At 68.3% G+C, this 14,769-nt stretch carries 12 protein-coding genes; 3 read left to right on the top strand and 9 right to left on the bottom strand.

The features are described from left to right. Positions 1–237 precede the first annotated feature (237 nt). The 7 genes from aroB to pilM all read right to left on the bottom strand — a co-directional run bounded on the left by aroB (position 238) and on the right by pilM (position 6,847). On the bottom strand, positions 238–1,344 hold the full coding sequence (aroB, locus tag M8009_RS04735; RefSeq protein WP_250059614.1) for a 3-dehydroquinate synthase: 1,107 nt from the start codon (positions 1,342–1,344) through the stop codon (positions 238–240). 4 nt (positions 1,345–1,348) lie between these two features. After that, positions 1,349–1,891 carry a shikimate kinase AroK gene (gene aroK, locus M8009_RS04730; protein WP_250059613.1) on the bottom strand — a complete coding sequence of 181 codons (543 nt, stop codon included), beginning with the start codon at positions 1,889–1,891 and terminating at the stop codon, positions 1,349–1,351. Continuing rightward, entirely contained in the window at positions 1,891–4,005 is a 2,115-nt protein-coding gene (locus M8009_RS04725) for a type IV pilus secretin PilQ (protein ID WP_250059612.1), read from the bottom strand. The genes aroK and M8009_RS04725 overlap by 1 nt, the downstream gene beginning before the upstream one ends. A 61-nt stretch (positions 4,006–4,066) precedes the next feature. Beyond that, a complete protein-coding gene (locus tag M8009_RS04720; protein WP_250059611.1) occupies positions 4,067–4,597 on the bottom strand; it encodes a pilus assembly protein PilP in 531 nt (176 codons plus the stop codon). Beyond that, on the bottom strand, positions 4,594–5,220 hold the full coding sequence (locus M8009_RS04715; protein ID WP_250059610.1) for a type IV pilus inner membrane component PilO: 627 nt from the start codon (positions 5,218–5,220) through the stop codon (positions 4,594–4,596). The genes M8009_RS04720 and M8009_RS04715 overlap by 4 nt, the downstream gene beginning before the upstream one ends. Continuing rightward, on the bottom strand, positions 5,217–5,789 hold the full coding sequence (locus tag M8009_RS04710; RefSeq protein WP_250059609.1) for a PilN domain-containing protein: 573 nt from the start codon (positions 5,787–5,789) through the stop codon (positions 5,217–5,219). Before M8009_RS04710 ends, M8009_RS04715 begins: the two co-directional genes overlap by 4 nt. Next, positions 5,786–6,847 carry a type IV pilus assembly protein PilM gene (gene pilM / locus M8009_RS04705; protein WP_250059608.1) on the bottom strand — a complete coding sequence of 354 codons (1,062 nt, stop codon included), beginning with the start codon at positions 6,845–6,847 and terminating at the stop codon, positions 5,786–5,788. The genes M8009_RS04710 and pilM overlap by 4 nt, the downstream gene beginning before the upstream one ends. A 265-nt stretch (positions 6,848–7,112) precedes the next feature. Here pilM and M8009_RS04700 point away from each other — a divergent pair, with 265 nt between their 5' ends. Both M8009_RS04700 and M8009_RS04695 read left to right on the top strand, forming a co-directional pair. Next, entirely contained in the window at positions 7,113–9,641 is a 2,529-nt protein-coding gene (locus tag M8009_RS04700) for a penicillin-binding protein 1A (RefSeq protein ID WP_250059607.1), read from the top strand. 110 nt (positions 9,642–9,751) lie between these two features. After that, the gene (locus tag M8009_RS04695) at positions 9,752–10,516 is read left to right on the top strand and encodes a DUF481 domain-containing protein (protein WP_250059606.1); all 765 of its coding nucleotides are present in this window, start codon (positions 9,752–9,754) and stop codon (positions 10,514–10,516) included. 80 nt (positions 10,517–10,596) lie between these two features. Here the strand turns inward: M8009_RS04695 and M8009_RS04690 are convergent, their stop codons facing one another. Next, positions 10,597–11,868 carry a malic enzyme-like NAD(P)-binding protein gene (locus tag M8009_RS04690; protein WP_250059605.1) on the bottom strand — a complete coding sequence of 424 codons (1,272 nt, stop codon included), beginning with the start codon at positions 11,866–11,868 and terminating at the stop codon, positions 10,597–10,599. A gap of 263 nt (positions 11,869–12,131) precedes the next feature. Beyond that, positions 12,132–12,344 carry a 50S ribosomal protein L31 gene (gene rpmE / locus M8009_RS04685; protein WP_250059604.1) on the bottom strand — a complete coding sequence of 71 codons (213 nt, stop codon included), beginning with the start codon at positions 12,342–12,344 and terminating at the stop codon, positions 12,132–12,134. 159 nt (positions 12,345–12,503) lie between these two features. Between rpmE and M8009_RS04680 the strand changes: the two genes are divergently transcribed. Then, the gene (locus tag M8009_RS04680; RefSeq protein ID WP_250059603.1) at positions 12,504–14,747 is read left to right on the top strand and encodes a primosomal protein N'; all 2,244 of its coding nucleotides are present in this window, start codon (positions 12,504–12,506) and stop codon (positions 14,745–14,747) included. Positions 14,748–14,769 lie beyond the last annotated feature (22 nt).

Raw genomic sequence — 14,769 nt, 5'->3', positions numbered from 1 at the left:
AATATTCGAAAAAACCCGCCAACTCAATGGCTTGCAAGAACCAACAACGCCCCTTCAACGCATCGGAATACACACTAGACTTTGGTCTATATTTGCGCCGTCACCCCATGCCGATACGGCATATGCCATGCAGATACATGCGGCCGGAGGTCGCCGACCGCGCGCTCCTCCTCTCTCCAGACATGACGACGCCCGCACAGGGCGGGCGTCGGCAGGCACGGAGAATACGGGCAGGTATCAGCGGCGCGGGAACGCCTCGAGCAGGGCGGCCAGGGTCTCGGTCGGCGTCGCGTCATGGATGCAGGCCTCCCCCGGGGTGCGCAGCAGGATTAGGCGCAGGCGGCTGTCGAGGTTCTTCTTGTCGAGGCGCATGATGGCGAGGAAGTCATCCACGCCCATGTCGGCCGGGGCGGCCAGGGGCAGGCCCGCGGCCTCGATGATCGCCCGGGTGCGCGCCACCTCCGCGTCGCTCAGCCATCCCAGCCGCGCCGAGAGCTCGGCGGCCATCAGCATGCCGGTGCCCACGGCCTCGCCATGCAGCCAGTTGCCGTAGCCCTGATGGGCCTCGATGGCGTGGCCGAAGGTATGGCCCAGGTTGAGCAGCGCCCTCACCCCCTGCTCGGTCTCGTCCTCGGCGACGATCTCCGCCTTGAGGGCACAGCTGCGCTCGATGGCCCGGGTCAGGGCGGCGGGGTCGAGCCCGCGCAGCGCCTCCATCGCGCCTTCGAGCCAGGCCAGGAAGTCGGCATCGCGGATCAGCCCGTACTTGATCACCTCGGCGAGCCCCGCGGAGAGCTCCCGCGGCGGCAGTGTCGCCAGGGTATCGGTATCGACCAGCACCGCCCGCGGCTGCCAGAAGGCGCCGATCATGTTCTTGCCGCGCGGATGGTTGACCCCCGTCTTGCCACCCACCGAGGAGTCGACCTGGGCGAGCAGCGTGGTCGGCACCTGCACGAAGGCCACGCCGCGCTGGTAGCAGGCCGCAGCAAAGCCGACCATGTCGCCGATCACCCCGCCGCCCAGGGCGATGAGGGTGCAGCGACGGTTGAAGCCGGCCGCCAGCAGGGCATCCCAGATCCGCTCGACGCTGGCCAGCGTCTTGGTGGCCTCGCCGTCCGGCAGGACCAGCTCGCGCACCTCGAGGTTGTCACCAAGCCCCTGACGGAGGCGTGACAGATAGAGGGGCGCCACCGTCTCGTTGGTGACCACCATGACCTGGCGCCCGGCCAGGTGGGGGGTCAACCAGCGGGGATCGCCGAGCAGACCGGGGCCGATGTGGATGGGATAGCTGCGGCTGCCCAGCGCCACCTCGAGGGTGCCGGGGGCATTGCGGGGATCGCTCATGGGCTCAGGCCTTGCATTGCAGGGGATCGACCAGGCGCGTGACGCGCCGCACGATCTCGTTGACCACGGCACGCGGGCCGCGCCGGTCGGTACGCACCACCACATCGGCGGTGGCGCGGTAGAGAGGGTCACGCAGCGCGAACATGTCGCGTAGCAGCTGCTCGCGGTCGCCGCGCTGCAGCAGCGGCCGGTTGCGATCCTTGGCGGTACGCCGCAGCTGCTGCTCCACGGTGGTGAGCAGGTAGATGACGGAGCCGCTCTCGCGCAGCAGACGGCGGTTCTCCTCGCGCAGCACCGCACCGCCACCGGTGGCGATGACCACGCCCTCGCGGCGGGTCAACTCGCGGATCATCTGGGTCTCACGGTCGCGAAAGCCCGACTCGCCCTCGACGTCGAAGATCCACGGGATGTCGGCGCCGCAGCGCGCCTGGATCTCGTGGTCGCTGTCGTAGAACTCGCGTGACAGTACGGCCGCCAGAAGGCGGCCGATGGTGCTCTTGCCGGCCCCCATGGGGCCGATCAGTATCAGGTTGGGAAGTGCCTGCATCAGCGAATGGCCAGGTTGTCGTCCAGTATTCGGGGCGTGATGAATACCAGCAACTCTACCTTATCATTGGTGTTCTCGGTATAGCGGAAGAGGTTCCCCAGCACCGGCAGGTCGCCCAGGAAGGGGGTCTTGAACAGGCTGCGCACCTCCTCGGTGGTGAGGATCCCGCCCAGCACCACGGTCTCGCCGTTGTCCACCAGCACCTGGGTCTCGATGGAGTTCGTATCGATGGAGGGCACGCCGTTGAAGAGCTCCCCCACCGTATCGTTGTTGATCACCAGGTCCATGATGATGCGGTTGTCCGGGGTGATCTGCGGCGTCACCTCCAGCGCCAGCACCGCCTCCTTGAACTCCACATTCGTAGCACCACTAGCAGCAGCTTCCTGATAGGGAATCTCGGTGCCCTGCTTGATCACCGCCTTTTTCTGGTTGGCGGTGATCACCCGCGGCTGGGAGATGGTCTGGCTCTTGCCTTCGCTCTCCAGCGCCCGCAGTTCCAAGTCGAGCAGGATATCGCCAGAGAGGTAGCCAAAGGCAAAAGATGAAAGATTATTTCGGCCATCCCCACCAAGATCCACCGCTAACCCACCTCTCTCACGATACACCAGTTCCTCCGCCACGGGATCGAAAAACACTTGGTCCGGACTGTTACCAGATGCTGCCCCTCCCACGTTAAAACCGCGGCTGCCGGGATCACGATTTCCAGAAACTCCCCAGTTCACCCCCAGCTCACGGGTGGCACTGTCCCGGGCGATAACGATACGCGCCTCGATCTGTACCTGGCGTACTGAAACATCGAGCGTCTCGAAGGTTGCCAGGATGGAGTCGATGTTCTCGGCGGTATCCTGGATCAACAGGGTATTGGTACGGGCATCCACGGCCACCTTGCCCCGTTCCGAGAGCAGGCCGAAGCCCTCCTGGCCGCGCAGCAGGCGGGCCATGTCCTCGGCCTTGGCATACTTGATCTGGACATACTCGGACTCAAGCGGGGCCAGTGTCTCGAGCTGCTCGCGCGCCTGAAGCTCGATCTGCTCACGCTGGGCGAGCTCAGAGGCCGGCGCTACCACGATGACGTTACCCTCCTGGCGACTGGCCAGACCGTGACTCTTGAGCACCAGGTCCAGGGCCTGGTCCCAGGGCACGTCCTGCAGGTTGAGCGTGACGCGGCCGGTCACGCTGTCGCTGGCCACCAGGTTGAGGCCGGTGAAGTCGGCGATGATCGCCAGCACCGAGCGCACCTCGATGTCCTGGAAGTTCAGGGTGATGCGCTCGCCGGTGTAGGGGAACTGCTCGCGGGTGCGCTCCTCGCGCTCCGCCTGGGTGACCGGCTGGGCCTCGATGGTCAGCTGGCGACCACTCTGGGTGGAGACCATGGCGAAGCCACCGCTGCCCTCGATGTCCAGGGTCACGCCATCGCGACCCACCCGTGGGGTGACGCGCTCGAGCGGCGTGCCGAAGTCGCTGACGTCGTAGACCTGGTCCAGGGAGGCCGGCAGCTCGACCCCGCGCAGCTCGGCGACGATGCGGTTGCGGCCGCTCTCGCGCACCCGGGCATCCACCCCGGTGCGGTCGAAGGTGACGACCAGTCGCCCGGCCCCACCGTCGCCGCGACGGAAGTCGATATCCTGGATGCTCGGCTCATCGTATGCCGAAACGGTATCGCGGCTCGGGCTCGACGAGGCGGCGGTCGAGGAGGTGGTGGCCGAGGCGGTCTTGGCCGCCGGCGACTGGCCGGCCCCGCCCCCGATGGAGAGGCGCAGGCGGTCGCCCTGTTGGCGGGTATCGTAGGGCAGGGGCCCCTCGAGCTCGAAGACCAGGCGCGTGCGCGAGCCGGCTTCCAGGGCCGTGACCCGCTCGACCCCGCCGATGCCCAGCTCCTCACGGCGGCGCTCCAGGGCGCTGTCGGTCTCCATCAGGTCGATGGTCAGCCGGGCCGGGTCGTCGAGGCGGTAGCCGCGCACCTCGGGCACCGGACCCTGGAAGTCGAGATCGACTTCCAGCGCCCCGTCACTGCCCTGGCGGAACTCCAGGTCGGTGAGGGTGGAGGCCGCCATGGCGGCCGTGGAGACCGCCAGCAGTGCCACGATAGCGAGACCACGAATCATCGGTTGCATTGTTCCCTTTCCCCCTGCTGGCCTCTGCCGCCTCCAGCCCGGCGACACGGCATGAACTGTTCTATTCGCCCTCACCAAGGGCTATTCGCCTGGAGCGCTCCTGCCAGGCGTTTCGCTCAAGCACGGTCTCTACCAGTACCAGAGAAGCATCCGTGATACTCACGATACGTCCATGATCCAGCCCCATGTAGTCGCCGATCCGGACCCGATGCACCTTGCCATCCGGCCCCCGGACGAGCGCCGATGGCTCTCCGCCCACCGTCAAGGTGCCGACCAGATCCAGCTCGGAGAGGTCATAGGCCTCGAGCGGCTCACGGGGACGATCAGGCGGCGGGGCAAGCTCACCGGCCTCAGGCACTTCACGCTGATCCTGCATCCGCCGAGGCTCGAAGGGGCTCCTGGCATCACTCCCCGAATACGCAACCCGGTCAACCTGTGGAATTTCCGGGAGATCTACCCGGGGTACGTCTCCCGGATCCGTTCGAACCTCCGCCAGTTTTTGCTCGAGACTCCGGAGCTCAGGGTCCGCACAGGCGGTCAGTAGTGCCATGCCGAGGACCAGGAGCGCATGGCGTCCGTTCAGTCTGGTCACGGTGCCTCCTCGTCCGGCTGACGGTAACTGTAGGTACGGGCAAGCATGGACAGCTGCAGCTGCTGACCGCCAGTGCCCTCCGTGGGCTCGAGCATCAGGTCATGCTGGGTGACGATGCGAGGCAGGCTAGCGACAGTCGCCAAGAACTCCGCGATGCGGTGATAGTCGCCCTGCACTCGAATATCGAATGGCTGCTCGACATAGAACTCCTGCGAGACAGGGCTACGCAGGCGGATGAACTCAATGGAAAGCTGGTTGCTGATAGCCGCTTCACTGATGTTATCGATCAGCGAAGGCACCTCAGCGCCCGTGGGCAGCATCTCCCTGAGGACCCCCATGCGCTCCTCGAGGACGGCCATCTCCTCCCGCATGACATCCAGACGCGCCGCCTGAGCCGCCTTGCTCCGGTAGTCTCTGATCAGCCGCTCCTCTTCGGCCCTGGCCTGGTCCAGCACCTCGGCCTTGGGGGCGGCCAGGTACCAGTACATGCCGGCGAGGGTCAGCACCAGGACCAGCACGCAGCAGATCAACTGCAGCAGGAAGGGCCAGCCGCCGGACTCCTTGATGTCCATTTCCCCCCAGTCCATGTCGCGTAGCCGGCGCCATTCGTCCTTCATGCTCATGGCTGTCCTCCAGATGCATCATCAGACGCAGATGGCATGCGCTGACCGAGGCTCAGGCTGAAATGCCGAAGCTCCCCCTCCTGCTCGGCCTCGACTTCGGAAAGAACAGGCTCGGTGAGAGACGTCGCGGCAGCCAGAGCTCGCAGCTGATCGGACACTTGGCGGTTATTCTCTGCCACACCCGCCATCTGCAGGTTATCTCCCTGCCGGTTAAGCCGGGTGTAATGCACACCGTCGACGAGACTGGTCACCAGATCGTTAAAAACATGAACGGTCAGGCCTCGACCTCCCTGGAGTTCCGTGAAGACCCGCACCTGCGCCTCCATGGTTTGCCGGATCTCCTCGAGCTCGCTGATCTCACGGATGGCGGCATCCAGTCTCCTGCTTTCGGCCTCGACGAACTGGTTACGCTCCTGCTGGGCACTCAACTGCTGCTCGTAGTACCAGGTCATGCCATAGCCGCCGCCGAGGCCGATCAGCGCCATCAGCGCCAGCGCCAGGTAGAACCGCTTGCTACGCCGGGCACGCACTTCTTCCCGCCAGGGGAGCAGGTTGATCTCGATGGTCATTTGCCTACCCTCATCGCCAGGCCGCAGGCCGTGAGCATGGCCGGGGCATCACTGGCCAGGGTCGGGACGTCGATGCGGGGGTTCACCTTCATGCGCCGGAAGGGGTTGGCGATCACCACCTCCATGCCACTCTCCTCGGCCAGGCGCTCGGCCAGCCCCGGGAGCACGCTGGTGCCGCCGGCCAGGATCATCCGCCGCACCTCCTGCTTGCGCCCGGCGGTATAGTAGAGCTGCAGCGAGCGACCCACCTGCTGCACCAGGGTGTCGAGAAAGGGGTCGAGCACGCTGCGCTGGTAGTCATCGGGCAGGCCGCCTCGCTTCTTGGCCAGGCCCGCCTCCTCCAGGCTCAGCCCGTAGCGATTGCGGATCTCGTCGGTCAGCTGGCGGCCACCGAACACGGTATCGCGGCTATAGGTAACGCGACCCTCGCGCAGCACGTGGAAGGCGTTCATGGTGGCGCCGATATCCACCAGGGCCACGCACTCATGCTCGCCCTCGTCCGAGGGTAGCTGGTGGCGAAGCTCCTGGAAGGCGCGCTCCATGGCGAAGGTCTCGACATCCACGGCCGCCGGGGTCAGCCCGGCCTGCAGCAAGGCCTCTGTCAGCTGATTGACGTCCTGCTGGCGACAGGCGACCAGCAACACGTCCTGCTGGTCGCCGTAGCGCGAGTTGAGGCCCAGCCGCTGGAAGTCGAAGGCGACCTCGCTGAACGGAAACGGGATATGCTTGTCAGACTCGAGCTGGATGCGCGCCTCGATCTCGTCGTCATCGAGCGAGGCGGGCAAGGTGAGGGTCTTGGTGATGGCGGCGCTGGCCGGCACCGCTACGGCGGCGTTGCGCGACCCCGGCCGGGCATGGTCCACGGCGCGCTTGAGGGCGTCCACCACGGCCGACATGTCGCGGATGCGTCGCTCGATCACGGCGCCCTCGCGCAGGGGCCGGACGGCGTAGCTTTCGACCTGGTAGTGGCTACCAGCGCGCTTGAGTTCGATGACCTTGACGGTTGCCGAGGTGATGTCGACACCGACCAGTCCCTTGCCGGATGCTCTCAGTCGCATCTTGAGTCATGCCCCTGCCTGATCCATGCGGCGCGCCGCTCATTATGATTATCCACTCCGAACCGGGGCGGAATAGATGAAATTCATCATACCCGATCCGTAATCGAAGGTTACATGATATTGCCGTATCTCACACGAATGACGGTGTCGCCAGGCGTCAACGCTGGTGACCACCCCCTCGGCTTCCTATAATGGCCGCCGCAAGGGAAGGCCACGCTCATCGCCACCGCTCCGCCCCCGTTCCCAGCATGGATACCGCGTTTTCATGAAGTTACTCAAAACCTTGGTTATCTCCGTCCTCTGGCTGCTGGTCTCGCTCTCCGCCGCCGGGGTACTGGGCGTGGTGGGTGCCGCGCTCTATTTCGCCCCCGGCCTGCCCGATGTGCGCCAGCTGCAGGACTTCGAGCTGCAGACCCCGCTGCGCATCTTCACGCGCGACGGCAAGCTGATCGGCGAGTTCGGTGAGGAGCGCCGCACGCCGGTGGAGTATGAGGAGATCCCCGAGCCACTCATCGGGGCCCTGCTGGCCGCCGAGGATGCCACCTACTTCGACCACCGCGGCGTCGACCCCAAGGGCCTGGCGCGCGCCGCGGTGGAGCTGGCGGCCAGTGGCGGCGACATTCAGTCCGGGGGCTCGACCATCACCATGCAGGTGGCGCGCAACTATCTGCTCACCCTGGACCGGACCTTCACCCGCAAGATCCGCGAGATCCTGCTGGCGCTGCAGATGGAGCAGATCCTCTCCAAGGAGGAGATCCTCGAGCTCTACGTCAACAAGATCTATCTGGGCAACCGCGCCTACGGCATCGCCGCCGCCGCGGAGGTCTACTACGACCGGCCGCTGGCCGAACTGACCCTGGCCGAGACGGCGATGATCGCCGGCCTGCCCAAGGCGCCCTCCGCCTTCAACCCGCTGGCCAACGCCGAGCGGGCGCTGATCCGCCGCAACTGGATCCTGTTCCGCATGCGGGAGCTGGGTACCATCGACCAGGCGGCCTACGAGGAGGCCGTCCAGGCCCCGGTCACCGCACGCCGCCACCTCGCCCAGCTCGAGGTGGAGGCCGACTACGTCGCCGAGATGGCTCGACAGTTCGCCGTGGAGCGCTACGGCGACCGGGCCTACACCGGCGGGTATCGCATCCATACCACCCTGGACAGCGAGCTGCAGCCGCTGGCGGGCCAGGCCCTGGCCGGCGGCCTGATCAGCTATGACACCCGCCATGGCTGGCGTGGGCCCGAGCAGACCGAGATCCCGCGCAGCCTGGCCGAGGCCCAGGAGCAGACCGGGCGCGAGGGCCTGGAGGAGGAGCTCGCCGAGTCGCCCGAGATCATGCAGACCGCCCGGCGCGCCGCCGAGCGCAGCCAGACCGAGGTCGAGGGTATCGAGGGCGATGTCAGCAACTGGCTGCAGGTCCTCGAGCGCACCCCCGCCTATGGCCCCCTGCAACCGGCCATCGTGGTCGAGAGCGAGGGCCGCGAGATGCGGGTGCTGGCCCGCGGCGGCGAGCTGCATACCCTCGACTGGGCCGGCCTGGAGTGGGCGCGCCCCTATCTCAGCGCCAAGAGCCGGGGCGCCGCCCCGGGCTCGGCCAGCGAGATCGCCAGCCGCGGCGATCTGGTGCGCATCCTGCAGCGGGAAGACGGCAGCTGGCGGCTCTCCCAGCGCCCCGACGCCGAGGGCTCACTGGTGGCGATGGCCCCCGACACCGGCGCCATCCTGGCTCTGCAGGGCGGCTTCGACTTCGATGCCAGCAAGTTCAACCGCGCCACCCAGGCCCGCCGCCAGTCCGGCTCGATCTTCAAGCCCTTCGTCTACCTGGCGGCGCTGGACAGCGGCGAGATGAACCCCGCCAGCGTGGTCAACGATGCCCCCGTGGTGATGCAGGACGGCAGCAACGAGCTGTGGCGCCCGGCGAACTCCAGCGGCGACTTCCTCGGCCCGATCCGGCTGCGCGATGCCCTGGCCCGCTCGCGCAACCTGGTCACCATCCGCGTGCTGCAGTCCCTGGGGCTGGATCGCACCATCGAGTTCCTCCAAGGCTTCGGCTTCGCCGGCGACCAGCTGCCGCGCGGCCTCTCCCTGGCGCTGGGCAGCGCAAGCCTCACCCCGCTGGAGATGACCAACGCCTATGCGGTGCTGGCCAACGGCGGCTTCCAGGTGTCACCCTGGTTCATCGAGCGGGTCACCCGCGGCGATGACGCCACCGTCGTCGACGAGGCCAGCCCGCGCGTCGCCTGCCGCGACTGCTCCGATGACCAGGCGACCGTCGAGCGCGATGGCGAGACCTTCGAGGTCGCCCCCCGGGTCGCCGACCCCGCCGCCGTCTATATCCTGCGCGACATGCTGCGCGACGTGGTCGAGCGCGGCACCGCGCGCAAGGCCCTGGAGCTCGGCCGCGGCGACATCGTCGGCAAGACGGGCACCACCAACGACCAGCGCGATGCCTGGTTCGCCGGCTTCAACAGCGACCTGGTGACCACCGCCTGGGTGGGCAAGGACGACAACTCCTCCACCGCCGAGTACGGCGCCCAGGCCGCCCTGCCGATCTGGATGGACTTCATGGGCCAGGCCCTGGAGGGCCAGCCCGAGCGCTGGCCCGAGCGGCCGGAGCGCGTGGTCACCGAGCGGGTCGACCCCGACACCGGCCGCCTGCTGCGCGATGGCCAGGGCGGCGGCATCGAGGAGCTGTTCATGGCCGACCACCTGCCGGACTTCCAGCCGCGTCGCGTCGAGCGTGAAGTCGAGCGCGAGAGCGGCTCCCAGGGCACCGGCGCCTACGAGGCCATCTTCTAGGCCGACATCCGTATCCTGCACCGGGCGGCAGGGACGCCGCCCGGGCAGCGCAACCTCGCACGCCGCTTCGGGCCACCACCGACATCCGGCAACCCGGGGAGTCCAACATCATGCCGCATCCCGCGACACGCCCTTCGCTGATCCGATGGGCGGCTCTCTGCGGCCTGCTGGCGATCGCCGGCGGCGCCCAGGCCGGCCCCTTCTACGCCCCACCGCCGCCCGAGGAGGACGACCAGGGCTTCAGCGCCAGCGCCGAGCTGGGCTACACCCACCTCTCGGGCAACACCGACAGCCAGACCCTGATCGGCAAGGTCCGACTCACCTGGGTGGTCGACGATTGGACTCACACCCTGCGCGGCGAGGTGCGCAACGTCTCGCGCAACGGCGACACCAGCGCCGAGCAGTACCTGGTGGCCGGCCGCGAGCGCTACGAGCTCGATGGCCCCCACTACGTGTTCGGCTTCGCCCGCTGGGAGAAGGACCGCTTCGGCGGCTACGACCAGCAGTTCACCACCATCGGCGGCTACGGCCGCGACCTGCTCGACGGCGAAACGCACAAGCTCTCGCTGGAGGCGGGCCCGGGCTACCGCTACGACCGCATCGAGGGGGAGGAGAACGCCAGCCTGGGCGTGGCCTACGGGGCGCTGGCCTACCAATGGGCCTTCTCCGAGACCTCCAGCCTGGAGCAGGAGCTCTCGGTGGAGGCGACCGATGACAACACCACCTCGCGCTCGCTGACGTCGCTCACCTCACGGCTCAATTCCCACCTGGCCCTGCGGCTCTCCCACGAGGTCCGGGAAAACTCCCGCCCGCCGGAGGGCGCCGGGGCCCGCACCGACCAGACCACTAGTGCCTCCCTTCTCTACGACTGGTAGGTCCTTGTCCCCGCACGCCACAGACGACGACGCCGGCTCGAGAGCCGGCGTCGTCACGCAACGGGGAGAGCATCCGGGGCTCAGCCACCGTAGACGTCATCCACGCTCTTCAGCGGGTAGTGGGAGGGATAGGGCTTGCGCGCCACCCCGGAGTCCACCGCGGCCTGGGCCACCGCCGAGGAGATCCGGTCGAGCAGGCGGATGTCCACCGGGGTCGGGATGATGTACTCCGGCCCGAAACTCATCTCGTCCATCTCGTAGGCCTCCAGCACCTCCCTGGGCACCGGCTCGCGGGCGAGGTCCTTGAGGGCATGGACGGCGGCGACCTTCATCTCCTCGTTGATGCGGGTGGCGCGCACGTCTAGCGCCCCGCGGAAGATGAAGGGAAAGCCCAGCACGTTGTTGACCTGGTTGGGATAGTCGGAGCGGCCGGTGGCCATGATCACGTCCGGGCGCGCCTCCCGGGCCACGTCGGGATGGATCTCCGGGTCGGGATTGGTGCAGGCGAAGACCACCGGATTGGGGGCCATGCTGCGGATGTGGTCGGCACTCATGAGCCCCGGGCCGGAGAGGCCGACGAAGACGTCGGCGCCCTCGATGGCATCGGTCAGGGTGCGCTTATCGGTCTCCACGGCGAACATCGCCTTGTACTGGTTCAGGTCCTCGCGACCGCTGTGGATCACGCCCTTGCGGTCGAGCATCACGATGTTCTCGGGATGGGCGCCGCAGGAGACCAGCAGCTTCATGCAGGCGATGGCCGCGGCGCCGGCCCCCAGGCAGACGATGCGGGCGCTCTCCAGCGACTTGCCAGCGATCTGCAGGGCATTGAGCATGCCCGCGGCGGTGACGATGGCCGTGCCGTGCTGATCGTCGTGGAACACCGGGATGCTGCACTGCTCGATCAGCGCCTGCTCGATCTCGAAGCACTCCGGGGCCTTGATGTCCTCGAGGTTGATGCCGCCCCAGGTGTCGGCGATGCGCGCCACGGTGTCGATGAAGGCCTGCGGGCTCTCGGCGTTGACCTCGATGTCCACCGAATTGATGCCGGCAAAGCGCTTGAACAGCACCCCCTTGCCTTCCATCACCGGCTTGCTGGCCAGCGGCCCCAGGTTGCCGAGGCCCAGGATGGCGCTGCCGTCGGAGATCACTGCCACCAGGTTGCCCTTGCCGGTGTAGAGGTAGGCGTTCTCCGGGTCACTGGCGATCTCGCGAACCGGCTCCGCCACGCCCGGGCTGTAGGCCAGGGAGAGATCCCGGGCGGTGGCAGTGGGCTTGGTGAGCTCCACAGACAACTTCCCGGGAATGGGTTTCGCGTGGTAATCCAGCGCCGCCTTCTTCTTCGCGTCAGTCATGCTGAGAGGATCCGGTAAACAGTGAGAGGTCAGCTAGCGTATACAAAAAGCCCGACGCGCTCAACTCGCCAGACATCTCCCCTGTTGTACGCTCGTTTGAAGACGTTGCCGGCCATTTGCCGGCACTTATGGCTGAACCCGCTAGCCATGACACTTTGCTTGTCCTCGCGGCTGGCAGAGGGACAACGGCAGCACCGACAGCCGGACATAAAGAAACCCGCCACGGTGGGCGGGTTTCTCGATGGCGCGTTGTGCCGGGCGGCTCAGCGCTTAATGGCGGCACCAAAGCGCTTGTTGAAGCGTTCGACGCGACCACCGGTGGTCGCCTGCTTCTGCTTGCCGGTGTAGAAGGGGTGGCACTGGGAGCAGACGTCCAGGGAGAAGTCGTGACCGGCGGTGGTGCCGACCTCGAAGGTCGCGCCGCAGGAACAGGTCGCGGTGACCGTCTTGTAATCCGGGTGGATACCTTGTTTCATCTTGAGCCTCATGAAGCTGTATGCCGCCACCTGATCTTCTGCCAGGCACCGCATACGGGTTGTCTGTAGATGCGAACCGGTTGCCGCCACGCTCCCTCACTCAGGGCCAGGGTGTCCGCAGCGGCGAAACATTCTAGCAGAGCCGACGCCGGAGGCCAATTGCCCGATTCCCCCTGCCCGCCCGTGCCACGCGTACTGGGCGTTGCCGTGCCCTCGCCGCTGCGCCGGCTGTTCGACTATCGCCCTTGCCGCGAGTCGCCCCCGGGGGGCTGGCAGCCCGGCCTGCGGGTGAAGGTGCCCTTCGGCCGCCGCGAGGTGGTCGGCGTGGTGGTGGAGTGCCGCGACGAAAGCGAACTGCCGCTCACGAATCTCAGGCCGGTGGCGGGCTGCCTCGACGACGCCCCGCTGCCGGCCGACTGGCTGTGGCTGTGCCGCTTCGCCGCCCGCTACTACCAGCATGCCCTCGGCGACACCCTGCACCAGGCGCTGCCGGGGCTGCTGCGCCAGGGCCGGGCGCTCGAGGCCCGCACCCGCGAGCGCTGGTGCGTGACCGCGACCGGCCGCGAGGACGCCCCGCCGAGCCTGGCCCGGGCCCCCCGCCAGGCAGAGCTGCTGACCATGCTGCGCCAGCACCCCCACGGGCTGGTCAGCCAGGCGATCCTCGCCCAGTCGTTCAGCCGCGACCAGCTGCGTGCCCTGGCCGACAAGGGCCTGGTAGCCCGTCACGAGGAACCCCTGGCCGCCTCGCCGTCGGTCGAGGGCGAGGCGGGGCTCGCCGAACCCGCCCTGCCCCTCAACCGCGAGCAGGCCGTGGCGCTAGCCGCCGTCCACGAGCGGCTCGACGGCTTCCACCCCTGCCTGCTGCATGGCGTCACCGGCAGCGGCAAGACCGAGGTCTACCTGCAGCTCATCGAGGCGGTCATCGGCCGCCACCGCCAGGCCCTGGTGCTGGTCCCCGAGATCGGCCTGACGCCCCAGACCCTCGCCCGTTTCCGCCGCCGCTTCCGGGCGCCGGTGGTGGCCCTGCACTCGGGGCTCACCGACCACGAGCGCCTCGATGCCTGGGAGGCCGCCGCCAGCGGCCGGGCCCCCATCGTGCTGGGCACCCGCTCGGCCATCTTCACCCCCCTGGCCCGCCCCGGGGTGATCATCGTCGACGAGGAGCACGACGGCTCCTACAAGCAGCAGGACGGCCTGCGCTACCATGCCCGCGACCTGGCCGTGGCCCGCGCCCACCGCCACCGCATCCCGCTGCTGCTGGGCAGCGCCACCCCGTCGCTGGAGTCCCTGCAGCGGGCGCTGCACGGCGACTATCGCCACCTGCGCCTGACCCGCCGGGCCAGCCGCCATGCCCCGGCGCGCCTGGAGCTCGTCGACCTGCGCGGCCGGCGCCGCCAGGGCGGGCTGATCCCGCCGGTGATCGAGACGGTGCGCGAGACCCTGGCCGCCGGCCACCAGGTGCTGGTCTTCATCAATCGCCGCGGCTTCGCCCCCACCCTGGCCTGCCACGCCTGCGGCTGGATGGCCGAGTGCGACCACTGCGACGCCCGCATGACCCTGCATCGGCAGCCGCCGCTGCTGGCCTGCCACCACTGCGACCGTCGCCGCGCCCTCCCCGACGCCTGCCCCGAGTGCGGCAGCGTCGACCTGCGCCCCCTGGGCAGCGGTACCGAGCGCACCGAGGAGACCCTGGCGGCGCTGTTCCCCGAGGTGCCGGTGCACCGCATCGACCGCGACAGCACCCGGCGCCGCGACGCCCTCGAGGAGATGCTAGCCGAGGTACGCCGCGGCGAGCCCTGCCTGCTGGTGGGCACCCAGATGTTGGCCAAGGGACACCACCTGCCCCACGTCACCCTGGTGGTGGTGGTCAATGCCGATGCCGGGCTCTATGCCAGCGACTTCCGGGCGCTGGAGCACAGTGCCCAGCTGCTCGAGCAGGTGGCGGGCCGCGCCGGCCGCGCCGCCCACCCCGGCCGGGTGCTGGTGCAGACCCTGCACACCGACGACCCGCACCTGCGCCTGCTGGCCGAGCGGGGCTACGACGCCCTCGCCGGCCAGCTGCTGGAGGAGCGGCGGGCCGCTCGGCTGCCGCCCTTCCGCTTCCTCGCCCTGCTGCGCCTCGAGGCCCCCGGCGAGGCGGCCGTGGTCGCCCTGGGCGGTCTGGCTTCCGAGGCCCTGCGCCAGCGGATCGACGAACGCGGCCTCGCGGTCGACTGCCTGGGGCCGGTGCCCGCCCCCATGGAACGGCGCCAGAACCGCTACCACCTGCAGCTGATGCTGGCCGCCGACCGCCGCAGCCAGCTGCACGAGGCCGGCGCCTGGCTGGTCGCCTGGCTCGAGGGCCGACCCGAGGCACGACGGGTACGCTGGTCGCTGGATATCGACCCGCAGACCCTGGCCTGAGCGCACACCTTTAAAGCCCGGC

Origin of the sequence: Halomonas gemina (assembly GCF_023554995.1) — a bacterium.
In the GTDB taxonomy this organism is placed as follows: domain Bacteria; phylum Pseudomonadota; class Gammaproteobacteria; order Pseudomonadales; family Halomonadaceae; genus Halomonas; species Halomonas gemina.
Note: the sequence above shows the minus strand (reverse complement) of the source record. Positions and strands in the feature narration are given on the sequence as shown.